This window comes from Streptomyces sp. NPDC048416 (assembly GCF_043200435.1).
Lineage (GTDB): Bacteria > Actinomycetota > Actinomycetes > Streptomycetales > Streptomycetaceae > Streptomyces.
This window is the reverse complement of the sequence record NZ_JBICXU010000004.1, coordinates 272252-296106: the sequence shown is the minus strand read 5'-3', so window position 1 is coordinate 296106 and position 23855 is coordinate 272252. Positions and strand designations below refer to the sequence as shown.

Below are 23855 nucleotides of genomic sequence, written 5' to 3'. Positions count from 1 at the left end.
GGGCTTCGTACCGGACGGACCGAGAACGAAAGCGTACGAAATTACTTCAGGCCGGGGTACAGCGGGTGCTTGGCGGCCAGAGCGGACACGCGCGCCGAGAGGGCGTCCTTGTCGAACTCCGGCTTCAGGGCCTCGGCGATGATGTCGGCCACCTCGCGGAAGTCCTCGTCGCCGAAGCCGCGCGTGGCGAGCGCCGGGGTGCCGATGCGCAGACCGGAGGTCACCATCGGCGGCCGCGGGTCGTTCGGGATCGCGTTCCGGTTGACCGTGATCCCGACCTCGTGGAGACGGTCCTCGGCCTGCTGGCCGTCGAGCTCGGAGTTGCGCAGGTCCACCAGGACCAGGTGCACATCGGTGCCGCCGGTCAGGACGTCGACGCCGACGGCCAACACGTCGTCCTGGACCAGGCGCTCGGCCAGGATCCGGGCGCCGTCCAGGGTGCGCTGCTGGCGCTCCTTGAACTCGGGGGAGGCCGCGACCTTGAAGGACACCGCCTTCGCCGCGATGACGTGCTCCAGGGGACCACCCTGCTGACCGGGGAAGACCGCCGAGTTGATCTTCTTGGCGAGCTCCTGCGTCGACAGGATGACACCGCCGCGCGGACCGCCGAGGGTCTTGTGCGTGGTGGTGGTCACGACGTGGGCGTGCGGCACCGGGTTGGGGTGCAGACCCGCGGCGACCAGGCCCGCGAAGTGGGCCATGTCGACCATCAGGTACGCGCCGACCTCGTCCGCGATGCGGCGGAACGCGGCGAAGTCCAGCCGGCGCGGGTAGGCGGACCAGCCGGCCACGATCAGCTGCGGCTTGGACTCCTTGGCCAGGCGCTCGACCTCGGCCATGTCGACCTCGCCGGTCTCGTCCACGTGGTACGGGACCACGTTGTAGAGCTTGCCGGAGAAGTTGATCTTCATGCCGTGGGTCAGGTGACCGCCGTGGGCCAGGTTGAGGCCCATGATCGTGTCGCCCGGCTTGAGCAGCGCGAACATCGCGGCCGCGTTGGCCTGCGCGCCCGAGTGGGGCTGCACATTGGCGGCCTCGGCGCCGAACAGCGCCTTGATGCGGTCGATCGCGATCTGCTCGACCACGTCGACGTGCTCGCAGCCGCCGTAGTAGCGGCGGCCCGGGTAGCCCTCGGCGTACTTGTTGGTGAGGACCGAGCCCTGGGCCTCCATGACCGCGACCGGAGCGAAGTTCTCCGACGCGATCATTTCGAGGGTGGACTGCTGACGGTGGAGCTCGGCGTCGACGGCGGCGGCGACGTCCGGGTCCAGCTCGTGGAGGGGCTGGTTCAGAAGCGACATCAGACGATCCCTGTATCCCTGTGGTCTCTAGGTCAGCTGGCGAATGCGGTGTACTCGTCGGCGGAGAGCAGGTCGTCCGGCTCGTCCGTGAGCTTCACCTTGAACAGCCAACCGCCCTCGAAGGGGGCCGAGTTGACCAGCGACGGGTCGTCCACGACGTCCTGGTTGACGGCGGTGATCTCGCCGGTGACCGGGGAGTACAGGTCGCTGACCGACTTGGTGGACTCCAGCTCGCCGCAGGTCTCGCCCGCGGTCACCGCGTCGCCCACCTCGGGAAGCTGTACGTACACGACGTCACCGAGCGCGTTGGCCGCGTGCTCCGTGATCCCGACCGTCGACACGCCGTTCTCGGCGTTCGACAGCCACTCGTGCTCCTTGCTGTAGCGCAGCTGCTGGGGGTTGCTCATGACCTGGATTCTCCTGTACGCGGGGGAGTGCTGCTGACGGGGTCTCGTCGAGTGTCTTGGACAGCGAGACGGGAAACGGGATGCCGAAGGGAGGCGATCGTCACTTCTGGCGCTTGTAGAAGGGGAGCGCGACGACCTCGTACGCCTCGTGCGTCCCGCGGATGTCGATGCCGACGCCCGTGGTGCCGGGCGCGGCGTGCGCGGCGTCGACGTACGCGATGGCGATCGGCCTGCCCAGCGTCGGCGAGGGGGCGCCCGAGGTGACCTCGCCGACGACCTCGCCGGCCGCGACGACCGAGAACCCGGCGCGCGGCACCCGGCGGCCCTCGGCGATCAACCCGACGAGCTTGCGCGGCGGGTTGGTCTCCGCCTTCTCGGCGGCGGCCTCCAGGGCCGTACGGCCCACGAAGTCGCCGTCCTTCTCGAACTTCACGACCCGGCCGAGCCCCGCGTCGAACGGGGTGAGCGCGGTGGTCAGCTCGTGCCCGTACAGCGGCATGCCCGCCTCAAGGCGCAGCGTGTCGCGGCAGGACAGGCCGCACGGCACCAGGCCGGCGTCCTTTCCGGCCTCGGTCAGCGCGCGCCACAGCTGCTCGGCGTGCTCGGGCGCCACGAACAGCTCGAAGCCGTCCTCGCCGGTGTAGCCGGTGCGGGCGATGAGCGCCGGCACGCCCGCGACGGTGCCGGGCAGACCGGCGTAGTACTTCAGGCCGTCCAGGTCGGCGTCGGTGACGGACTTCAGGATGCCGGGGGACTCGGGGCCCTGGACCGCGATCAGGGCGTAGGCGTCGCGGTCGTCGCGGACCTCGGCGTCGAAGCCGGCCGCGCGCCCGGTGATCGCGTCGAGCACGATCTGCGCGTTGCCCGCGTTGGCGACCACCATGTACTCGGTCTCGCCCAGCCGGTAGACGATCAGGTCGTCGACGATCCCGCCATCCTCCTGGCAGATCATCGTGTACCGGGCGCGGCCCACGCCGATGGTGGCGATGTTGCCGACGAGCGCGTAGTTGAGCGCCTTCATGGCCTCGGGCCCGGTGACGGTGATCTCACCCATGTGGGAGAGGTCGAAGAGCCCGGCGCGGGTGCGGACGGCGGTGTGCTCGTCGCGCTCGCTCCCGTACCGCAGCGGCATGTCCCAGCCCGCGAAGTCGGTCATCGTGGCACCCAGCGAGCGATGCAGGGCATCGAGGGAGGTGAGGCGGGGGGTGTTGCTCATGGATGGTGCTCCAAGGTCCCGGGGCATGACGGTCGAGGACATCCTCCCCATCTGTCATCGGAACCTGAGAGGTTCACCGTCGCGCGCTGCGCGGCACGGCTTGCACCTTGGGTGGGGCCGCCCGGCAGGGGACGGCCCGCTTTTCAGATCTGCCTCACCCGCGCGGTACGGGGCCTGAGAGATTCAAGGGAGGAACTTGCTCCTTCGGCGCCCCAGCTCACAGCTGCTGAGGACTCTCCCGCGCGGATTCGAACGGCCGGTATGCAGTTGGCGCGCACATCATTGCACGCATCCCGGAAGCGGCACATCGACGGTGACCTATTACTCACTCTTTACACTCCGTGGGCAAGGGACGCGGAAGCGAACAGGGGGGAGTGCCATGACGGTGGGACGCGAGACGGGACAGATGCGGGAGGTCCCCGCTCCACAGGACGGCCCGGCGGCGCGGCGTCAGGACGCGCCCGCGCCCGACGCCGCCGGCCGGGCGCTGCCGGTGCCACGCGCACGGCGGGCGCGGGAGACGGCAGCCGAGGAAGAGGTGACAGGCGGGGCCGTGGACGGGGCCGTGGACGGGGTGGCGACGGGCGGGGCCGTGGACGGGGCGGTGACGGGCGGGGCCGTGGACGGGGCGGTGACGGGCGGGGCCGTGAACGGGGCGGTGACGGGCGGGGTCGTACGTGATCTGCGCGGCCGGCCCGAGCGGACCCCGGCGGAGCTGTTGTTCGACGCGGGCGACGTCGTCGTGGTGTCGGGCCTGCCCGGCAGCGGCAAGACGACCCTGATGCGGCGCACCGTCACTGACCGCCGCATCGACTCGCAGGACACCCGGCTCGCCTGGCAGCGCAGGCTGCCCGGCATTCCGTACGCCCTGTACCGCCCGCTCACCCGCACCGCGCACTTCGCCAGGACCTGGTGGGCGCTGCGCTCCGGCGACAGCCTCGTCGTGCACGACTGCGGAACCCAGGCGTGGGTGCGGCACTGGCTCGGACGCGGAGCCCGGCGCAGGGGACGCGCGCTGCGCCTGGTCGTGCTCGACGTGCCGGCCGGCACCGCGCTGGAGGGCCAGGCCGCCCGGGGCCGCTGGGTCTCGGCGTACGCCTTCGCCCGGCACCGCGGCGCGGCCCGCCGCCTCATCGCCCAGGTGGAGGCCGGACGGCTGCCGACCGGCTGCGCCACCGCGGTCCTGCTCGACCGGGAGTCGGCGTGCGTACTGCGACGGATCGGCTTCACCGAGTAGCGCCGGGACGCGGGCGCGGGTCCCTCGCGCGGCGGCTTTCCCGCTGCCGCGCGTACGGCGTTAGGGTCGTGGGGTACGGCCGTGCAGGCCGGCGGACCGTCGGGGGAGAAGCCGGCAGGCAGTCGGGGGAGAAGGACAGCACATGAACTTTCCGGAGCAGGCGTTCGCGCACCCGCTCGGCGGCGGAGGCTGGCCGGGCAACGAGCTCGAAGAGGTCCTGGCGGCCGCCGTCGGCCATCCCGACGCGGGCCCGCGCCTGATAGAGGTATTGGGCCGCAACGCGGTCTGGGTGCCGCTGCCCAACGGCGGCAGCCAGGACAGCACCGACCTCGATCTGCCCACCATGGAGCTCGACGGCGCGCCCTACGTGCCCGTCTACAGCTCCGAGCAGCAGTTCCGCCAGTGTGTCGGCTCCCACATGTCGTTCGCGGTGGCCCCGGCCGTCGAGTTCGCCCGCGGTCTGCCGCCGCAGCTCGGCATCGTGGTCAACCCCGAGGGCGCCGTGGGCATGCCACTGCCGCCGCCCGCCGTCGCCGAGCTGTGCCGTACCGGACGTACCGCACTCGACGGACCCGCGTCCGGCGCCCGGGTACGCCTCTTCGAGCCGGACTGGCAGGAGGATCCGGTCGACTTCCTGAGCGCCGCGGCCACCGAGTTCGAGGCGACCGGCGTGGTGCTCAGCGCCCGCCGCGCGCTCGCCTCCATCGAGGGCGAGTCGCCCACGCTCTTCATCGGCGTGGAGTTCTCCACCTGGGACGGCGCGGGCCGCGGCGCCCCCATGGAGGCACTGGGCCGCGCGCTCGACCGGGTCCCGGTGGCCTGGCCGGTCCACCTGGTCCTGCTCGACGTGACCCAGGATCCGGTCGCCACCTGGATGCGCGACCGGGTCCGCCCCTTCTACGCGCGGGTCCCGTAGCGACCGCCGGGTGCGTGACGGCAGGTCTTCGCCGAACCATGGCGGTGTCTGTACGGCGCCTTAACCTGGTTTCATGACCCTTGCAGCCCCGCAGCCGCACGCGTGTGCCCGGGGCTGTGAGGCTGAGGGGCGGCGCAGGCGTCGGCACGGTGGATCGAAGAGGGGCGGAACCCAGGGTGAGCGCGTCAGGCACCGCGGCGGCCGGGCAGGTCGAGCACATGCTGCGCCAGGTGACGCCCGGGCGCTACGACGCGTACGAGGCGCTGCTCCACGCCCTCGCCGACCCCGCGTCCGGCCGGCTCTGGATGCTGCTGTGGAACGGCCGGCCGGGCTCGCCGGACGCGCAGTACGGAAACATGGAGGTCGACGGCGTCGCGTACGCGCCCTGCGTGACCTCCGTGCAGGAGCTCTCCGCAAGCGGCTGGAACCGGGCACACGAAGTGGCCGCCGCCCTCGACGTCGCCCGCGCCCTCTACCCCGACCGGTACGGGGTCTGGCTCAATCCGCACGCCCCCGGCGGCGGGGTCGGCATCCCCTGGACGGATCTGCGGCGGATCGCGACCGGCCTCGACCGGATGCCCGCAGGACCCTTGAGGCTGTCCGAACCGGCCGTCGAGGTACCGCAGTTCTACGCCCTGCTCGCGCAGCACGCGCACCACACCCCGGCCGTGCGCTCGCTGCGCCGCGCCTGGGTGCAGCCGGCGCTCGGCACGCCCTACCTCGCCATCGGCCTCGATCTCTACGACACCGGCGCACGGTCGGTCGACGCGGTGCGGGCGATGATGCGGCAGTCCGTCGCGGCCGTGCCGGACGGGCTCGCGGTCTCCACGGTCGCGATGTCCGACGCGTACGACCCGGTCGGCATGTGGCTCACAGCGCATGCCCGGCCGTTCTACGACCGTGAGGCACAGGGCGGTCACGCTCCCGGGGCGCCCGGATACGGCTACCCGCCGCCCGCGCCCCGCGCGTACTGAGCCGTTCCGTTTCCGTTCCGAGTCCACCACGGACAGTCGCCCAACCGGTACAAAGCCCCTCAACTCCCTCTGCACACAAAGGGAATGTCCGTTCTGGTGGGGCGAAGGGTGCAATAGCCCCAGGCGTCGCATGCGCCCCAACTTCCGCGTGTCCGCCCCCCGTTCACCTGCGTCCGTATAACGGAAACCCTCTTTCCGCATCACGGTTGCGCATACTTTCTCCGTCACATCTGGCGGGTGATCGCGAACACGCTGAAGACTCGCGACTCAGACACGAGGTCGACGATCTCGTGATCGTGAGCAAGTCGACAAAGCCGCAATCCGCGGCAGGCGCAGGCCGGTCACCACCGGCGAGAGGGGTCGCTCACCGTGACCGCACCGATCGAGACCACCGGGACGGCTGCCGAGGCGCAGCCGGAAGCCGTGCTGGCGGGTGCTGGAAAGGGACAGATCGAGGGTCGTTCCCTGGGTCAGATCGCCTGGACCCGGTTCAAGAAGGACCGCGTCGCCGTCGCCGGCGGCGTCATCGTGCTCCTGCTGATCCTCGTCGCGATCCTCTCGCGTCCGCTTCAGGCGATGTTCGGCCTCGACCCCAACGCCTTCCACCAGAACCTGATCGACCCCGACACCTCGCTGCCCACGGGCAGCATGGGCGGCATGAGCCTGGATCACCCGCTGGGCGTGGACCCGAAGTTCGGCCGTGACATCGCCACCCGCGTCCTGGAGGGCTCCTGGGTGTCGCTGGTCGTCGCCTTCGGCGCGACCATCCTGTCGAACGTCATCGGCGCGATCATGGGTGTCGTCGCGGGCTACTACGGCGGCCGGGTCGACGCGATCATCAGCCGCCTGATGGACACCTTCCTCGCCTTCCCCCTCCTGCTTTTCGCCATCGCCATCTCGGCCACCCTCCAGGGCGGCGCGTTCGGCCTCAACGGCCTGCCGCTGCACCTGAGCGTGCTGATCTTCGTCATCGGCTTCTTCAACTGGCCCTACCTGGGCCGCATCGTCCGCGGCCAGACGCTCGCCCTGCGCGAGCGGGAGTTCGTGGACGCCGCCCGGGGCATGGGCGCACGAGGCCCGTACATCCTGTTCCGGGAACTGATGCCGAACCTGGTCGGTCCGATCACCGTCTACTCGACGCTGCTCATCCCGACCAACATCCTCTTCGAGGCCTCCCTGAGCTTCCTCGGCGTCGGCATCCAGCCCCCGCAGGCCTCCTGGGGCGGCATGCTCCGCGAAGCGGTGACCTTCTATCAGGTCGATCCCGAATTCATGATCGTGCCCGGCCTCGCCATCTTCGTGACCGTCCTGGCGTTCAACCTGCTCGGCGACGGTCTGCGCGATGCTCTCGACCCCCGCAGTCGCTGACGCCTGCCACCGAGAGCCCAACAAGTTTCCGACTATGGAGGGGAAAGCACCCATCATGCGAAGGTCAGCGCTGGCCGCGATAGCGGTCATCGGAAGTGCGAGCATGCTGCTCGCCGGCTGCAGCAAGGCCGACAGTTCGAGCGACAACGGAAAATCGGCCGGGGTCAACGCCGCGACCAAGGGTGTCGTCAACGCCTCCGACAAGAAGGGCGGGACGCTCACCTACGAGCTGTCCGACGTCCCGGACTCGTTCGACCCCGGCAACACGTACTACGCGTACATGTACAACCTCAGCCGGCTGTACGCCCGCCCGCTGATGACGTTCAAGCCCGGTGCGGGCCAGCAGGGCAACACCCTCGTTCCCGACCTCGCCGCGAGCAAGGGCGAGTCCAGCGACGGCGGCAAGACCTGGACGTACAAGCTGCGTGCGGGCCTCAAGTACGACGACGGCACGCCGATCACCTCGAAGGACGTCAAGTACGCCGTCGAGCGCTCCAACTTCGCGCGTGACGTGCTCTCCCTCGGCCCGAACTACTTCCAGCAGTTCCTGGCCGACAGCGACACGTACAAGGGCCCCTACAAGGACAACAGCGCCGACGGGCTCTCCTCCATCGCGACGCCCGACGACACCACGGTCGTCTTCCACCTGAAGCAGGCCTTCCAGGAGTTCGACTACCTGGTCGCCGCCCCGCAGACGGCGCCGGTGCCCCAGGCCAAGGACAAGGGCGTCGACTACGTCAAGCACATCGTGTCCTCGGGCCCGTACAAGTTCGAGAGCTACGACGACGGCAAGCAGGCCGTCCTCGTGCGCAACACGAACTGGGACGCGAAGACGGACCCGCTGCGCAAGCCGCTGCCGGACAAGATCGTCGTCAAGCTGAAGGTCAACCCCGAGACCATCGACCAGGACGTCCTCGCGGGCAACGCGATCGACCTCGGCGGCACCGGTGTCCAGGCCTCCACCCAGGCCAAGCTGCTCACCGACCCGGCCAAGAAGGCCGACAGCGACAACGCCTACGGTGGCCGGCTCGTCTACATGGCGATCAACACCAAGGTGAAGCCGTTCGACAACGTCGCCTGCCGCAAGGCCGTCCAGTACGCGATCGACAAGACCTCGGTGCAGACCGCCGAGGGCGGCCCGGTCCGCGGTGACATCGCCTCCACCGTCCTGCCGCCGGACATCCCGGGCTACCAGAAGTCCGACGTCTACGCCACCACGGGCAACAAGGGTGACGTCACCAAGGCCAAGGACCAGCTGAGCGCGTGCGGCCAGCAGGCGATCACCACGAACATCACGGCCCGCTCGGACCGTCAGCAGGAGATCGACGCCGCCACGGCGATCATCGCCTCGCTGAAGAAGGTCGGCATCAACGCCAGCCTGAAGACCTACCCGTCGGGCAAGTACTTCACGGACTACGCGGGTGTGCCGAAGTTCACCGAGGACAACAACGTCGGTCTGATGATGATGCAGTGGGGCGCCGACTGGCCCTCCGGCTACGGCTTCCTGCAGCAGATCCTGAACGGCAAGGCCATCAGCCAGTCCGGCAACACGAACCTGTCGCAGTACGACAACAGCGACGTGAACGACCTGCTCGGCAAGGCGATCGCGACCGAGGACACCAACGAGCGCAACGCCCTCTACACGCAGGTCGACAAGAAAGCCATGGACGACGCCTCGATTGTTCCCCTGGCCTACTTCAAGGTCCTGCTCGCCCGGCCCAAGGCCACCAACCTGGTGTCCACCTCGGCCTTCAGCGGTCAGTACGACTACCTCAACATCGGCACCTCGAAGTAGCAGCCCCGGAAGGCAGGTGAAGGCATTGGTGCCCGCGGGTTCCTCAACCCGCGGGCACCGGCGCCGGCCCCCGTGATTTCGTACCTCCTCCGCCGGACGTTCGCGGCAGCGATCCTGCTGCTCGTCGTCTCCGCGGTCACCTTCGCCATCTTCTTCCTGCTGCCACGACTGGCCGGCCAGACCGCCGACCAGTTGGCGACGCAGTACCTCGGCAAGAGCCCGTCAACGGCCGACATCCTCGCGGTCAAGCACAACCTGGGACTGGACCAGCCCCTGTACGTCCAGTACTGGCACTTCATCAAGAGCATCGTGGCCGGCGCCACCTACAACCTGGGCCCGACCACGGTGCACTGTGACGCGCCGTGCTTCGGCTACTCCTTCAAGAACCACCAGGAGATCTGGCCGCAGCTGGTCTCCCGACTGCCGGTGACCATCTCGCTGGCCGCCGGTGCCGCGGTCCTGTGGCTGGTGTCGGGCGTGACGGTCGGCGTCATCTCCGCCCTGAAGCCCCGCTCGTTCTTCGACCGGACGTTCATGGGTGTGGCGCTCGCGGGCGTCTCGCTGCCCATGTTCTTCACCGGCAACCTGGCGATCCTGCTCTTCGTCTTCAACTGGCCGATCTTCGGCCGCGAGTACGTGCCCATCACCGAGAACCCGGCGCAGTGGGCCAACACCCTCTTCCCCGCCTGGTGTTCGCTGGCACTGCTCTACTCCGCCATCTACGCCCGGCTCACCCGGTCGGGGATGCTGGAGACGATGAACGAGGACTTCATCCGCACGGCGCGCGCCAAGGGTCTGCACGAGCGCAATGTGGTCGTCCGGCACGGCCTCAGGGCCGCGCTCACCCCGATCATCACCGTCTTCGGCATGGACCTCGGTCTGCTGCTCGGTGGTGCGGTGATCACCGAGACCGTCTTCTCCCTGGACGGTGTCGGCGCCTACGCGGTGCAGGGCATCACTGACAACGACCTGCCCAAGATCCTCGGCGTGACCCTGCTCGCCGCCTTCTTCGTCGTGATCGCAAATCTCCTGGTGGACCTGCTGTACGCCGCCGCCGACCCGCGGGTGAGGCTCTCGTGACCCAACTGTCCAAGACCGGCGCCGCCGTCGGCGAACCCACGCCGGGCCACGCACCGGACGCCTTCCTCGAAGTCCGCGACCTCAAGGTGCACTTCCCGACCGACGACGGCCTGGTCAAGTCCGTCGACGGCCTCACCTTCTCGTTGGAGAAGGGCCGCACCCTCGCCATCGTCGGCGAGTCCGGCTCGGGCAAGTCGGTCACCTCGCTGGCCGTCATGGGGCTGCACCGTCTCGGGGCGCGCGGCAAGAACGTCCAGATGTCCGGGGAGATCTGGCTCGACGGCAAGGAGCTCCTCAGCGCCTCGCCGGACGAGGTGCGCAAGCTCCGCGGCCGCGAGATGGCGATGATCTTCCAGGACCCGCTGTCCGCGATGCACCCGTACCACAAGGTCGGCGCCCAGATCGTCGAAGCCCACCGGGTGCACAACAACGTCAGCAAGAAGGTCGCCCGCACCCGGGCCATCGAGATGCTGGACCGCGTCGGCATACCCGAGCCGCACAAGCGCGTCGACGGTTACCCGCACGAGTTCTCCGGCGGCATGCGCCAGCGCGCCATGATCGCGATGGCGCTGGTGAACAACCCCGAACTGCTCATCGCGGACGAGCCGACCACGGCTCTCGACGTGACGGTCCAGGCCCAGATCCTCGACCTCATCCGGGACCTCCAGAAGGAGTTCGGCTCCGCCGTCGTCATGATCACGCACGACCTCGGCGTGGTCGCCGAGATCGCCGACGACGTGCTGGTGATGTACGGCGGCCGGTGCGTGGAGCGCGGCAAGGCCGACGAGGTCTTCGAGAAGCCGCAGCACCCCTACACCTGGGGCCTGCTCGGCTCGATGCCCCGCATCGACCGGGAGACCTCCGAACGGCTCATCCCCGTCAAGGGCCAGCCGCCGAGCCTCATCAACGTCCCCTCGGGCTGCGTCTTCCACCCGCGCTGCCCGTACGCGGACCTGCCCAAGGGGAACGTCACCCGCACGGTCCGTCCCGAGCTGGAGCTGGTGGGCACCGGACACTGGTCCGCCTGCCACCTCTCGACCGAGGACCGCACGCGGATCTGGACCGAAGAGATTGCGCCGAAGCTGTGAGTGAGACGAAGAAGCCCCAGTCCGCCGATGGCGAGCCATTGCTCAAGGTCGCGGGTCTGACGAAGCACTTCCCCATCAAGAAGGGGATCCTGCGTCGGCAGGTCGGCGCCGTGAAGGCGGTCGACGGCATCGACTTCGAGGTGCGCAAGGGCGAAACCCTGGGCGTGGTCGGCGAGTCGGGCTGCGGCAAGTCGACCATGGGCCGGGTCATCACCCGCCTCCAGGACCCCACCGGTGGCACCATCCACTTCGAGGGGCAGGACATCACCCACATGCCGGCGGGCAAGCTCCGCCCGCTGCGCCGTGACGTCCAGATGATCTTCCAGGACCCGTACGGCTCGCTGAACCCGCGCCACACCATCGGCGGCATCGTCTCCACCCCCTTCCGGCTCCAGGGCGTCACGCCCGAGGGCGGGGTGAAGAAGGAGGTCCAGCGGCTGATGGAGCTGGTGGGCCTCAACCCCGAGCACTACAACCGCTATCCGCACGAGTTCTCCGGCGGCCAGCGCCAGCGCATCGGCATCGCCCGGGCGCTCGCGCTCAACCCGAAGCTGGTCGTCGCGGACGAGCCCGTCTCGGCGCTGGACGTGTCGATCCAGGCGCAGGTGGTCAACCTCCTGGACGACCTCCAGGAGGAGCTCGGCCTCACCTACGTGATCATCGCGCACGACCTGTCGGTCATCCGGCACGTGTCGGACCGGATCGCGGTGATGTACCTCGGCAAGATCGTGGAGCTCGCGGACCGCTCGTCGCTGTACGCCGCTCCCATGCACCCGTACACCAAGGCGCTGATGTCCGCGGTGCCGGTGCCGGACCCCAAGCGGCGCGGCGCGAAGAGCGACCGCATCCTGCTCAAGGGCGATGTCCCGTCGCCGATCTCGCCGCCCAGCGGCTGCCGGTTCCACACCCGGTGCTGGAAGGCGACCGAGGTCTGCAAGACGCAGGAGCCGCCGCTCATCGAGCTGAAGCCGGGCCAGCAGGTGGCCTGCCACCACCCGGAGAACGCGCCGGACCAGGCGCCGGGCGAGGAGATCCTGGCGGAGGCCAGGGAGTCGATCGACCTCGTGACGATCGCTGCGGAGGTGCCTGCGGCTGCGGGGGTGTCTGAGGCGTCTGAGACCTCGGAGGCGTCTGAGACTACGGAGGCTGCGGCGGGCTCTGGGGTTGCGGAGGTGCCTGTGGCTTCGGAGGAGACCGAGGCCACGGAGGCCGCGGAGGCCACGGCGGACTCTGGGGCTGCTGAGGTGCCTGCGGCCGCGGAGGTGTCCGAGGCCACGGAGGCTGCGGCGGACTCTGGGGCTGCCGAGGTACCTGCGGCCACGGAGGCGTCCGAGACCGCGGAGGTGCCCGAGACCGCGGAGGTGCCCGAGGCTGCGGGGGTGCCTGCGGCCGCGGAGGCGTCTGATGCTGCGGAGGCGCCCGGTACCGCCGAGGTGCCGGACGCGGCCGCCGCGTCGGGCGTCGGTGAGGCGTCCGATGCTGCGAAGGGGGCCGACGCCTCCAAGGGGGCTGACGCCTCCGAGGTGTCCGACGCTGCCGAGGCGTCCAAGGCTCCGGCGGCCAAGCGCTCCAAGGCGCCGCGTGCCAAGCGGGGTTCCCGGAAGGGCGGCGGCGCCGTACCGGACGCTGGTGTGCAGGAGTCAACTGACAAGTAGGGCATGACAGTTCGGCAAAGTCATGTCCATGCCGAAGCGGGAGAGTGCAGAGTCTGCGTGTCCGTACCAACGGCACACGTTCGAAGGGAAGACTCATGGCACTCTCCCGTTCGGCACGTCGCAGCTCCCGGCTGCTCGCCCTCGCCACCGCGGTGGCCGCCGGGTTCACCATCGCCGCCGCGCCGGCCGCCTCACCGGGCGCCCCCGGAATCGGCGATCCGTACTTTCCCACCATGGGCAATGGCGGCTTCGACGCCCTCCATTACGATCTCGGGGTCAGCTACAACCCCGATTCGGGGCGCCTCGACGGGCGCACCACGCTCACCGCCCGGGCCACCAAGAACCTCTCCCGTTTCGACCTCGACCTCCAGAAGCTCACCGTCGACTCGATACGGGTGAACGGCAGGCCCGCCGACTTCAGCAGAACCGGCGACGAGATCGTCATCACCCCCCGCCACCGGCTCGACAGGGGAGAGAAGTTCGAGGTCACCGTCGCCTACGGCGGAGTGCCCCAGGCGCTCAACGGGCCCATCGTCTTCGGCTCCGACTACGGATGGATGAAGACCAAGGACGGCGTCTTCGTGGCCTGCGAGCCCAACGCCGCCTCCACCTGGTTCCCCTCCAGCGACCACCCCTCCGACAAGGCGACGTACGACATCCGCATCGACGCCCCCAAGGGCCTCACCGGCGTCTCCAACGGGCGGCTCGTGGAGTCGCACGACCGCGGGGGCCGCTCGTACTACCACTGGCGCGAGACCAAACCGATGGCGACCTACCTGGCCACCGCGTCCATAGGCAAGTTCGATGTGAAGACGGGCAAGACGCCCGCCGGCACGCCCATCTACGTGGCCATCGACCCGGTACTCGCCAACCAGAACAAGGTCGACGTGTACGCGGTGACCGCCGAGGCCACCGACTACTGGTCCAAGCTCTTCGGCCCGTACCCCTTCGAGGTCACCGGGGCGGTCGTCGACGACATGCCGCAGGCCGGGTTCTCCCTGGAGACCCAGTCCAAGCCCAGCTATTCGGCGGTGCGTTCCGAGTCGACCATCGTGCACGAGCTCGCCCACCAGTGGTTCGGCGACTCCGTATCGGTCGCGCACTGGGACGACATCTGGCTCAACGAGGGCTTCGCGACCTACGCCCAGTGGCTGTGGTCCGAGCACCGCGGCACGAAGACCGCGCACGACTCCTTCCTCTCCGCCTACAACTCGATCCCGGCCGACGACGACTTCTGGAAGATCGAGGTCGCCGACCCGCAACGCGACACGATGTTCTCCGACGCCGTCTACGACCGCGGCGCGATGATGCTTCAGGAGCTGCGCGAACGCATCGGTGACCAGGCCTTCTTCAAGCTGCTCCCGGCCTGGACGAAGGCGCACCGCTACCACAACGCCGACACCGAGGACTTCATCGACCTGGCCGAGAAGGTCTCGGGCCAGTCGCTCGACGGTCTGTTCCAGAAGTGGGTCTACGACACCGGCAAGCCCGCCCTCTGAGTCCGGCGTGTGCAGGGGGGCGCCCCGTGATGAGTAAAAATACGGGGTGCTCCACTCACTGTTCAGCCCCTCCGTCCAGCATGTGCTGGACCTCGTCGGAATCTTCGTCTTCGCGATCTCCGGCGCTCTGCTCGCCGTGCGCAAGAACTTCGACGTGTTCGGCATCGCGGTGCTCGCCGAGGTCACCGCGCTGGGCGGAGGGCTGTTCCGCGACCTCATCATCGGGGCGGTCCCGCCGGCCGCCTTCACCGACCTCGGGTACTTCGTGACCCCGCTGCTGGCCGCGGTCCTTGTCTTCTTCCTGCACCCCGAGGTCGAGCGCACCCAGCTCGCGGTCAACGTCTTCGACGCGGCGGGGCTCGGCCTGTTCTGCGTCACGGGCACGACGAAGGCGTACGACTACGGGCTCGGCCTGACCTCGTCGGCGGCCCTGGGCCTTGCCACGGCGGTGGGCGGCGGTGTGCTGCGCGACGTCCTCGCCAACGAGGTGCCCTCGCTGCTGCGCTGGGACCGCGACCTGTACGCGGTGCCCGCGATCGTCGGCTCCACGATGGTGGTGCTCTGCATCCGCTTCGACATCCTGAACGCGGGGACGAGCGGGGTCGCGGTGCTTACCGCGTTCCTGCTGCGGATCGCCGCGCTGAAGTACCACTGGCGGGCGCCGCGCGCCTGGCACCGGCGGAGTTCGACGCTGGAGGAGGTCTGAGGGGCTGAGGGTCTGGGGGTCTGAGGGTCTGAGGGGCTGACGGCCGGTCGGGTCCGGGCTGGACGGAGGGACCTGGAAAAGCTACCGCTCAGTAATTTATCGGTGTACGGTGCTGCCCATGGCACAGGCATCGTCACAGGTACTCCCCGCCACGATCGGGGACAGCGAGTTCGACCGCGACACCGCGGTCACCCTGCGGGAAGCGGGGGTCTACGACGCGGAGCTCTCGGCGGGCTGGACCATCATCCACGCCGTCAACGGCGGCTATCTGCTGGCCCTCTTGGGCCGCGCGCTCGGCGACGCACTGCCGCACCCGGACCCGTTCACCGTCTCGGCGCACTACCTGACGCCGTCCGTGCCGGGGCCCGCGGTCATCCGTACCCAGGTCGTACGCACCGGGCGCACCCTGTCCACCGGTCAGGCCTCGCTGTTCCAGTACGACGAGAGCGGCGCGGAGGTCGAACGCATCCGGGTCCTCGCCTCGTACGGAGACCTCGACGCGCTGACCGACGACGTACGCACCACGGCGAAGCCGCCCGCGATGCCGCCGCTCTCGCACTGCATCGGCGCGACGGACGCCCCCGACGGCAGCCGCCCGCCGATCCCCGGCAGCTCGGCCATCACCGATCGCCTGATGCTCAAGCTCGACCCGACGACGCTTGGCTGGGCGGTGGGCGCGCCGTCCGGCAAGGGCGAGATGCGAGCCTGGTTCGGGCTCGCGGACGGCCGCGACGCCGACCCGATCTCGCTCCTGCTCACCGTCGACGCGCTGCCACCGACCTCCTTCGAGCTGGGCCTCAAGGGCTGGACCCCCACGGTCGAGCTGACCACCCACGTCCGGTGCCGGCCCGCGCCGGGTCCGCTGCGGGTGTCCATCACCACGCGGAACCTGGCGGGGGGTTTCCTGGAGGAGGACGCGGAGGTCTGGGACTCGGCGGACCGCCTGGTCGCCCAGTCCCGCCAGCTGGCACGGGCCCCGCGGGACCTGCGGGGCTGAGCCTGGGGGTTTGCCCGCCCGCCCGCCCGTTGCCCGGCGTTGGTCGGGTTGAGCCCTGGGGCTGCGCCCCAGACCCCATGCGGGGCTTCGCCCCTGCACCCCTGGGGGTTTGCCCGCCCGCCCGCCCGTTGCTCGGGGTTGGTTGGGCTGAGCCCTGGGGCTGTGCCCCAGACCCCATGCGGGGCTTCGCCCCTGCACCCCTGGGGGTTTGCCCACCCGCCCGCCCGTTGCTCGGGGTTGGTTGGGCTGAGCCCTGGGGCTGCGCCCCAGACCCCATGCGGGGCTGCGCCCCTGCACCCCGGGGGTTTGCCCGCCCGCCCGCCCGTTGCTCGGGGTTGGTTGGGCTGAGCCCTGGGGCTGTGCCGCAGACCCCATGCGGGGCTGCGCCCCTGCACCCCTGGGGGTTTGCCCGCCCGCCCGCCCGTTGCTCGGGGTCGGTTGGGCTGAGCCCTGGGGCTGCGCCCCAGACCCCACGCGGGGCTTCGCCCCTGCACCCCCTCGGGGATGCGCCCCGGACCCGCCTCGGGGCTGCGCCCCGGACCCCATGCGGGGTTGCGCCCCGGACCCCATGCGGGGTTGCGCCCCTGCACCCCCGGCACCATGCTCACCCCGCGCTCGTTGGGTGAGGGCGATGGTCGACAGGTCCTGTGGCCGCACTTCCCACCCGGCCCGGGGGTGAAATTCAGCCCCTCCGGCGTTTGAGGAGCGGGGGTCTGGGGGCGGCGCCCCCAGGTCCGTGGCCGCTACGGGGTGCGGGTCTGGCTGCGCATTCACCCCCGGAGGGTTTCGGGAAGGGGCGGGGTGGGGCCTCCCGGGGCCCGGGGCGAAGCCCCGGCGGCCGGCCTCAAGGCCACAGGGGTGGCCCGCCCCCCCCAGAGTGCCCAGCTCCACGCAATGGCCAGCTCCACGCAATGGCCGGCCCCACGCAGCTGGCCCGCCCCCAGAGTGCCCAGCTCCACGCAGTGGCCCGCCCCACGCCCTGACCCAGCACCACGCAGTGGCCCCGCTCAGTCCAGCCAGTGGCGGCGGCCCAGCGTCACGAGGCGCAGTTGCGCACGGGCGGTCGCGAGGGCCGCGTCCGTGCCGTCACCCTCCTCCAGGAGCGCGGACGCCGTCATCACCATGTGGTCGACGTACAGGCCGGCCAGCATGCGCAGATCCGCCGACGACCACCCCGCCGACTCCGGGTCCGCACCCACCGCATCGGCCACCTCGTCCGCGAACCGCCGCAGTTGGACGCCGATCGCCTCGCGAACCGGGGCGACCCCGCCGTGCCGTTCGCGCGCGATGAAGCGGACGTGTGCGGGGTAGGCGCGAACATGGGCGGCGATCAACGCGACCGCCCTGTCGATGCGTTCGTCGCTGGACCCGGTGGTGACGATCGCCGCCCGGATCGTGCCGTGGAGCGATCCGAGCGCCTGCTCGACCAGGGCGACCCCCAGGTCGGCGGTGTCCTTGAAGTGCCGGTAGAACGCGGCCGGCGCGACCCCCACGGCCCGGGTGACCTCGCGGAGCCCGAGGCTGCTCAGGCTCTGGTGCTCCAGGAGCTGGAGCGCCGAGTCCATGAGGGCCTGGCGCGTCTTCGCCTTCTGGGCCTGCCGGATTCCGAGAGTGTGGCTCATACCACTCAGTAAACATGTGTTCGCCGAAGTTGGGAAGACTAGACTCAGCAGTCAGTGAACAGTCGTACTCCGACTGGTCGTTGACTGGGCGTATCGCCCATACCGTCCACCCGCCGAAGCACCCGCCCCGTCCCACGACCCCGCGTCGCAGGGACGCACACGGAAAGGAATCCCATGTTCTTCCTCGTCGCCGCCCTCCTCCTGCTGGGGGTCGTGCTGGGCTCAGCGGCGCATCTCCCGCTCCCGGTCACTCTCGCCGTCGCCGGAGTCATCGGCGTCTGGCTGCTCGTCTTCACCGCCCGTGAACGCCTCTCGCACCGGAAGGGCTGACCATGGAACTCACCGCGATCCGCCGCCGCACCCGGGACCGTGACGCCGACGGAATGGCCGTGGCGGCCTTCGTCCTCGGCCTGCTCGGGCTGCTCGTCATGAACGTGATCCTCGGCCCCCTCGCCATCGTTTTGGCCTCCCTCGCCCTGCTGTACGGGACGCAGCGGCGCGGCCGGGCCCTGCTCGGCCTCGCCCTGGGCGTGGCCGACCTCCTGGTCCTCGTCTGCCTGACGATGGCCGACCACACCGTCTCGTGGGGCCTCGGCGGCTGAACCCCGGCCGGGGTCCTGGCCGGAACTGCGGCGCAGCCCACCCGGCGCGGCTCGTAGAATCGGGCCCACCATGGCTTACCTCGACCACGCCGCGACCACTCCGATGCTTCCGGAGGCGGTCCTGGCGATGACCGCCCAGCTCACCGTCACCGGCAACGCGTCCTCGCTGCACGCCGCCGGACGGCGGGCCCGCCGCGCCACCGAGGAGGCCCGGGAGGAACTGGCCGACGCGCTCGGCGCCCGCCCCAGCGAGGTCGTCTTCACGGCCGGCGGCACCGAGGCCGACAACCTCGCCGTGAAGGGCCTGTACTGGGCCCGCCGGGCCGCCGACCCGCGTCGCGTCCGCGTCCTGGCCAGTCCCGTCGAGCACCACGCGGTGCTCGACGCGGTGCACTGGCTCGCCGAGCACGAGGGCGCCACCGTGGAGTACCTGCCCGTCGACCCGTACGGCAGGGTGCACCCCACGGCGCTGCGTGAGGCCATCGAGCGCGACCCCGGCGACGTCGCCCTGGTCACCGTCATGTGGGCCAACAACGAGATCGGCACCATCATGCCGGTCGTCGAACTGGCCGCGGTGGCGCGGGAGTTCGACATTCCGATGCACGCCGACGCGGTGCAGGCCTTCGGCCAGCTCGACGTGGACTTCGCCGCGTCAGGCCTGGCCGCCATGACCGTCTCCGGCCACAAGATCGGCGGCCCGTACGGCATCGGCGCCCTGCTCCTGGGCCGTGAGTACACCCCCGTTCCCGTGCTGCACGGCGGCGGTCAGGAGCGGCATGTGCGCTCCGGCACCCTCGACGTTCCCGCCATCGCCGCGTTCGCGGTCGCCGGGCGGCTCGCCGCCGAACGGCGCCGCGCGTTCGCCCGTGACATCGGGGGACTGCGCGACCGCCTCGTCGAAGCCGTGCACGGGGCCGTGCCCGACGCCATCCTCGGCGGCGACCCCAGCCCGCAGGGCCGGCTCCCCAGTAACGCCCACTTCACCTTCCCCGGCTGCGAAGGCGACTCCCTCCTGCTGCTCCTCGACGCGCAGGGCATCGAATGCTCCACCGGCTCCGCCTGCACCGCGGGCGTCGCCCAGCCCAGCCACGTCCTGCTCGCCACCGGCACCGACCCCGACCTGGCCCGTGGCACCCTGCGTTTCTCCCTGGGACACACCTCCACCCGGGCCGACGTCGACGCGGTCGCCCGGGCCATCGGCCCCGCCGTCGAGCGGGCCCGCACCGCCGGCCTCGTCTGACCACCGCCCCGGACCCCGAACGCCGTCCGGGCCGCCGCCCCGCCAGAGGCACGGCTCGGGCCCGCCCCGCCCGGGCCCGCCGCCGGTCAGCGGCGCGGCTCAGCCCCGCCCGGCCGCGCCCACCAGCTTCAGGTAGCGCGACCAGTCCCAGTGCGGACCGGGGTCCGTGTGATCGGTGCCCGGCACCTCCACGTGCCCGATGATGTGCTCGCGGTCGACGGCTATGCGATAGCGGGCGCATATCGCCGCCGTCAGCCGCGCGGATGAGGCGTACATGGCGTCGGTGAAGGAGGACGCCTCCTCGATGAAGCCCTCGTGCTCTATGCCGACGCTGCGCTCGTTGTACGCGCGATTGCCCGCGTGGTACGCCACGTCCAGCTCCCGCACGGTCTGCGCCATGTGCCCGTCCTTGCGCAGCACATAGTGCGCCGCGACCTTGTTCCGCGGGTCCTGGAACGTCTTGAGCGCGCTGTCGAAACTGCCCTGCACGACATGGATCACCACCCGGTCCACCCGGTAGTCGTCCGGCCGGTCGGCCATCCGCCAGTTCGCCGGGGCGGCCGGCACCCACTGCGCACCCGCGTAGTCCAGCTCCCCGGCCTTGCGCGGCTTGTGCGGCCGCGTGTGCGGCGCGTTCAGATACCCGATGGTCCCGAGCGCCACCACCGCGCCCCCGATCAGCAGCCCCCTGCGGCTGGTCGCCATACGCCCCGCCCCCGTCGCTCTCTCCCGTACCTCCCCGCGGGGCCCCGCCGCCACCCGCGCGGCCCCCGGAATCCCGGACCGGACCCCTCTGACATGCACAACGGATACTCCCGCGCCCCCGGTTCCCGATCCCACGTACCCTTACGAGTGCTATGACTCAGACTTCGCCGCAGCACTCGCCGATGACCTCGCCGACGCCCTCCTCCCGTCCCCTGCGCGTCCTCGCCGCCATGTCCGGCGGTGTCGACTCCGCCGTCGCCGCCGCCCGGGCCGCCGAGGCGGGCCATGACGTGACCGGTGTGCACCTGGCGCTGTCCGCGAACCCCCAGTCCTTCCGTACCGGGGCCCGCGGCTGCTGCACCATCGAGGACTCGCGGGACGCCCGCCGCGCCGCGGACGTCATCGGCATCCCCTTCTACGTCTGGGACCTGGCGGAACGCTTCCGTGAGGACGTCGTCGAGGACTTCATCGCCGAGTACGAGGCCGGCCGCACCCCCAACCCGTGCCTGCGCTGCAACGAGAAGATCAAGTTCGCGGCGCTGCTCGACAAGGCCCTCGCGCTCGGCTTCGACGCCGTGTGCACCGGCCACTACGCGACCGTCGTCCTGAACGAGGACGGCACCCGCGAGCTGCACCGCGCCTCCGACATGGCCAAGGACCAGTCGTACGTCCTCGGCGTGCTCGACGAGCGCCAGCTCGCGCACGCGATGTTCCCGCTCGGCGACACCCTCACCACCAAGGACGAGATCCGCGCCGAGGCCGAGCGCCGGGGTCTCGCGGTCGCCAAGAAGCCCGACAGCCACGACATCTGCTTCATCGCCGACGGCGACACCCAGGGCTTCCTCGCGAACCGCCTGGGCAAGGCGGAGGGCGACATCGTCGACGAGTCCGGCGCCAAGATCGGCAGCCACGAGGGCGCCTTCGGCTTCACCATCGGCCAGCGCAAGGGCCTGCGCATCGGCCACCCCGCAGCCGACGGCAAGCCCCGCTACGTCCTGGACATCTCCCCGGTGAACAACACCGTCACGGTCGGCCCCGTCGAGGCGCTTGACGTCACCGCGCTCGGTGCGATCAAGCCCCGCTGGTGCGGCACCGCGCCGGTCGGCGCGGGCACGTACACCGCGCAGCTGCGCGCCCACGGCGGCGAGACCGAGGTGACGGCGGAGCTCGTCGACGACATCCTCACGGTGACGTTCGCCGAGCCGGTCCGCGGCGTCGCCCCCGGCCAGGCCATCGTCCTGTACGACGGCACGCGCGTGGTGGGCTCGGCGACGATCGCGACGACCGAGCGGGCCGCCGCGGGCGTCGGTCCTCTCGCCGGCTAGCCGACCCGAAGGACGATCTTGCCCTGGGTGCGCCCGCGCTCTCCGTACTCGTGCGCCTTTGCGGCGTCGGCCAGTTCAAACACCGAGTCGATCTCCACCCGCAGCGCGCCCTCGGCCACGAGCGCGGCGATCGCCCGCATGCCGTACAGGTCGGGCTCGACCAGGGTGAAGCCCGCCCGCACACCCCGTTCCGCCGCCTCGGCCAGCAGCTCGGGCTCGTCGGGGCCGCTGATCGAGACCAGGGTGCCGCCGGGGCGCAGCACCTTCAGCGAGCGCGTCGCGTAGTCGCCGCCCACCGTGTCGAAGACGACGTCCACGTCGCGCACCGCCTCGGTGAAGTCGACCGCGGTGTAGTCGATCACCTCGTCCGCGCCGAGCCCGCGGACGAACGCGTGCTTGGCGGCGCTCGCCGTGCCGATGACGTACGCGCCGCGCGCCTTGGCGATCTGCACGGCGAGGTGGCCCACACCGCCGGCCGCGGCGTGGATCAACACCCGCTGTCCTGCTGCCAGTTGTGCCGTGTCGACCAGGGACTGCCAGGCGGTCAGCGCGGCCAGCGGCAGGGCCGCCGCCTGGATGTGGTCGATGCCCTCGGGCTTGGGGACGAAGTGCCGGGCGGGGGCGGTGACGTACTCGGCGTAGGCGCCGGCCTGGTGCGGGAAGAGCGGCATGCCGAAGACCTCGTCGCCCTGCCGGTACAGCGTGACGCCGAGCCCCACCGCCTCGACGGTGCCGGACACGTCGTGGCCGAGGATCGCCGGGGTGCCCATCGGCGTGAACCCGCCGTGCGTGCGGATCTTCCAGTCGGCGGGGTTGACGCCCGCCGCGTGGACGCGCACCAGGATCTCGCCGGGACCCGGCTCGGGGCGCTCGGTCTCGATCTCGGTCAGCACCTCGGGACCGCCCAGTCGGGGGAGGCTGATGGCGCGCATGGTCTGGGACATGACTGATCCTTTTTTCACGGGGTTTCGGCTGGTGAGAGCCTTCGACGGAGACCAGCCTGCGGCCTGGCCGGCCCTCGTGGTACTGGCCGTTTGGCCATGATGTGACAGAATCTGGCCATGCCCTCACGACCGGACACACATCAGGTGGCGGTGCTCGCCCTCGACGGAGTGGTCTCCTTCGAGCTGGGCATCCCGTCGCGGATCTTCGACAGCGCCCAGGGGCCGGACGGCAAGCGCCTCTACGAGGTGACCGTCTGCACCGCCGACGGCCGGCCGGTGCGCACCGAGGCCGGGTTCTCGATCGCGGTCGACCACGGTCCCGAAGCGCTCGCCGCGGCCGACACCGTGGTCATCCCGCCCACCCACGACCTCGGCGCCATGGCCACCGGCGGCCCGCTGCCCGAGTCGCTGGCCCGCGCCTTCGAGCGGATCAGGCCCGGCACCCGCATGGTGTCCATCTGCACGGCGTCCTACGTGCTGGCCGCGGCCGGCCTGCTCGACGGGCGGCCCGCCACCACGCACTGGTGCGACGCCGCCGCCTTCGCGCGCACGTTTCCCGGTGTCGACGTGGACCCGGGCGTCCTGTTCGTCGACGACGGCGACGTCCTGACCTCGGCGGGCGCCGCCGCCGGCATCGACCTCTGCCTGCACCTGGTGCGCCGCGACCACGGCAGCGCGGTCGCCAACCGCGCCGCCCGGCACTGTGTAGTGCCGCCCTGGCGCGACGGCGGGCAGGCCCAGTACATCGAGCGCCCGGTCCCCGAGCCGACTCTCGCCAGCACCGCCGCCACCCGTGCGTGGGCCCTCGAACGCCTCCAGGAACCGCTCTCGCTGGGCGAGATGGCCGAGCACGCCCGGATGAGCCTGCGCACCTTCACTCGCCGCTTCCGCGAGGAGGCCGGCATGACGCCGGGCAGCTGGCTCACCGCCCAGCGGCTCGAACTGGCCCGCCAGCTCCTGGAGTCGAGCGACCTGCCGGTGGACCTGGTGGCCCACCGTGCGGGCTTCGGCACCGCCAACTCGCTGCGCCAGCACATGCGTTCCGTGCTCGGCGTCTCCCCGGTGGCCTACCGGCGCACCTTCCAGGTCGGCGCGCCGGCCTGAGCGCGCGCTCCTGCTCGGTGACCTTCTCCACCCCGTAGAACGCTTACTCGGCGGGGCCTTCTCGACCTCGTGGA

22 protein-coding genes and 1 riboswitch are annotated in these 23855 nt (G+C 70.8%); of the genes, 16 read left to right on the top strand and 6 right to left on the bottom strand.

Going from position 1 to position 23855, the window contains the following annotated elements; translation table 11 throughout:
- Positions 1-41 precede the first annotated feature (41 nt).
- From glyA to gcvT, 3 genes are all read right to left on the bottom strand, one after another.
- The gene (glyA, locus tag ACGFW5_RS07950; RefSeq protein WP_393833303.1) at positions 42-1301 is read right to left on the bottom strand and encodes a serine hydroxymethyltransferase; all 1260 of its coding nucleotides are present in this window, start codon (positions 1299-1301) and stop codon (positions 42-44) included.
- Positions 1302-1333: 32 nt separating this feature from the next.
- Positions 1334-1708 (bottom strand): glycine cleavage system protein GcvH, encoded by a 375-nt coding sequence (gcvH, locus tag ACGFW5_RS07945; protein ID WP_393833302.1) that lies wholly within the window; start codon positions 1706-1708, stop codon positions 1334-1336.
- Between the two features lie 100 nt (positions 1709-1808).
- A complete protein-coding gene (gene gcvT, locus ACGFW5_RS07940) occupies positions 1809-2924 on the bottom strand; it encodes a glycine cleavage system aminomethyltransferase GcvT (protein WP_393833301.1) in 1116 nt (371 codons plus the stop codon).
- A 153-nt stretch (positions 2925-3077) separates the two neighbouring features.
- A riboswitch (glycine riboswitch) is annotated at positions 3078-3175 on the bottom strand.
- Between the two features lie 368 nt (positions 3176-3543).
- Between gcvT and ACGFW5_RS07935 the strand changes: the two genes are divergently transcribed.
- From ACGFW5_RS07935 to ACGFW5_RS07885, 11 genes are all read left to right on the top strand, one after another.
- On the top strand, positions 3544-4161 hold the full coding sequence (locus ACGFW5_RS07935) for an AAA family ATPase (protein WP_393833404.1): 618 nt from the start codon (positions 3544-3546) through the stop codon (positions 4159-4161).
- 142 nt (positions 4162-4303) lie between these two features.
- On the top strand, positions 4304-5077 hold the full coding sequence (locus ACGFW5_RS07930; protein ID WP_393833300.1) for an enhanced serine sensitivity protein SseB: 774 nt from the start codon (positions 4304-4306) through the stop codon (positions 5075-5077).
- 176 nt (positions 5078-5253) lie between these two features.
- Positions 5254-6051: an enhanced serine sensitivity protein SseB C-terminal domain-containing protein gene (locus tag ACGFW5_RS07925; RefSeq protein WP_393833299.1), complete on the top strand. Its 798-nt coding sequence runs from the start codon at positions 5254-5256 to the stop codon at positions 6049-6051.
- A 369-nt stretch (positions 6052-6420) separates the two neighbouring features.
- Positions 6421-7419, top strand: coding sequence for an ABC transporter permease (locus ACGFW5_RS07920; RefSeq protein ID WP_393833298.1), 999 nt, complete (start codon positions 6421-6423; stop codon positions 7417-7419).
- 34 nt (positions 7420-7453) lie between these two features.
- Positions 7454-9214 (top strand): ABC transporter substrate-binding protein, encoded by a 1761-nt coding sequence (locus tag ACGFW5_RS07915; RefSeq protein ID WP_393833297.1) that lies wholly within the window; start codon positions 7454-7456, stop codon positions 9212-9214.
- A 72-nt stretch (positions 9215-9286) separates the two neighbouring features.
- A complete protein-coding gene (locus ACGFW5_RS07910; RefSeq protein ID WP_393833296.1) occupies positions 9287-10294 on the top strand; it encodes an ABC transporter permease in 1008 nt (335 codons plus the stop codon).
- On the top strand, positions 10291-11382 hold the full coding sequence (locus tag ACGFW5_RS07905; protein ID WP_393833295.1) for an ABC transporter ATP-binding protein: 1092 nt from the start codon (positions 10291-10293) through the stop codon (positions 11380-11382). The genes ACGFW5_RS07910 and ACGFW5_RS07905 overlap by 4 nt, the downstream gene beginning before the upstream one ends.
- Positions 11379-13037: a dipeptide ABC transporter ATP-binding protein gene (locus tag ACGFW5_RS07900; protein WP_393833294.1), complete on the top strand. Its 1659-nt coding sequence runs from the start codon at positions 11379-11381 to the stop codon at positions 13035-13037. The genes ACGFW5_RS07905 and ACGFW5_RS07900 overlap by 4 nt, the downstream gene beginning before the upstream one ends.
- Before the next feature lie 95 nt (positions 13038-13132).
- Positions 13133-14536: a M1 family metallopeptidase gene (locus tag ACGFW5_RS07895; RefSeq protein ID WP_393833293.1), complete on the top strand. Its 1404-nt coding sequence runs from the start codon at positions 13133-13135 to the stop codon at positions 14534-14536.
- A gap of 46 nt (positions 14537-14582) precedes the next feature.
- Positions 14583-15242: a trimeric intracellular cation channel family protein gene (locus ACGFW5_RS07890; protein WP_393833292.1), complete on the top strand. Its 660-nt coding sequence runs from the start codon at positions 14583-14585 to the stop codon at positions 15240-15242.
- 118 nt (positions 15243-15360) lie between these two features.
- Complete coding sequence (locus ACGFW5_RS07885) at positions 15361-16239, top strand: thioesterase family protein (protein WP_393833291.1); 879 nt, start codon at positions 15361-15363, stop codon at positions 16237-16239.
- A gap of 1007 nt (positions 16240-17246) precedes the next feature.
- Here ACGFW5_RS07885 and ACGFW5_RS07880 read toward each other — a convergent pair.
- A complete protein-coding gene (locus ACGFW5_RS07880) occupies positions 17247-17861 on the bottom strand; it encodes a TetR family transcriptional regulator (protein WP_393833290.1) in 615 nt (204 codons plus the stop codon).
- Positions 17862-18035: 174 nt separating this feature from the next.
- Here ACGFW5_RS07880 and ACGFW5_RS07875 point away from each other — a divergent pair, with 174 nt between their 5' ends.
- The 3 genes from ACGFW5_RS07875 (at position 18036) to ACGFW5_RS07865 (ending at position 19703) form a co-directional block, all read left to right on the top strand.
- A complete protein-coding gene (locus ACGFW5_RS07875; protein ID WP_393833289.1) occupies positions 18036-18191 on the top strand; it encodes a hypothetical protein in 156 nt (51 codons plus the stop codon).
- A gap of 2 nt (positions 18192-18193) precedes the next feature.
- Complete coding sequence (locus ACGFW5_RS07870; protein ID WP_393833288.1) at positions 18194-18463, top strand: DUF4190 domain-containing protein; 270 nt, start codon at positions 18194-18196, stop codon at positions 18461-18463.
- 70 nt (positions 18464-18533) lie between these two features.
- Positions 18534-19703, top strand: a complete 1170-nt coding sequence (locus tag ACGFW5_RS07865) for a cysteine desulfurase family protein (protein WP_393833287.1) — start codon at positions 18534-18536, stop codon at positions 19701-19703.
- Between the two features lie 99 nt (positions 19704-19802).
- Here ACGFW5_RS07865 and ACGFW5_RS07860 read toward each other — a convergent pair whose 3' ends face one another.
- A complete protein-coding gene (locus ACGFW5_RS07860; RefSeq protein ID WP_393833286.1) occupies positions 19803-20408 on the bottom strand; it encodes an N-acetylmuramoyl-L-alanine amidase in 606 nt (201 codons plus the stop codon).
- 182 nt (positions 20409-20590) lie between these two features.
- Here ACGFW5_RS07860 and mnmA point away from each other — a divergent pair, with 182 nt between their 5' ends.
- The gene (gene mnmA / locus ACGFW5_RS07855) at positions 20591-21733 is read left to right on the top strand and encodes a tRNA 2-thiouridine(34) synthase MnmA (RefSeq protein ID WP_393833403.1); all 1143 of its coding nucleotides are present in this window, start codon (positions 20591-20593) and stop codon (positions 21731-21733) included.
- On the opposite strand, the gene ACGFW5_RS07850 is transcribed toward mnmA, so the two are convergent.
- Positions 21730-22677, bottom strand: a complete 948-nt coding sequence (locus ACGFW5_RS07850) for an NADP-dependent oxidoreductase (protein ID WP_393833285.1) — start codon at positions 22675-22677, stop codon at positions 21730-21732. The two genes, mnmA and ACGFW5_RS07850, sit on opposite strands and share 4 nt — an antisense overlap.
- A gap of 117 nt (positions 22678-22794) precedes the next feature.
- Here ACGFW5_RS07850 and ACGFW5_RS07845 point away from each other — a divergent pair, with 117 nt between their 5' ends.
- Positions 22795-23781: a GlxA family transcriptional regulator gene (locus tag ACGFW5_RS07845; protein WP_393833284.1), complete on the top strand. Its 987-nt coding sequence runs from the start codon at positions 22795-22797 to the stop codon at positions 23779-23781.
- The last annotated feature ends 74 nt before the right edge of the window (positions 23782-23855 follow it).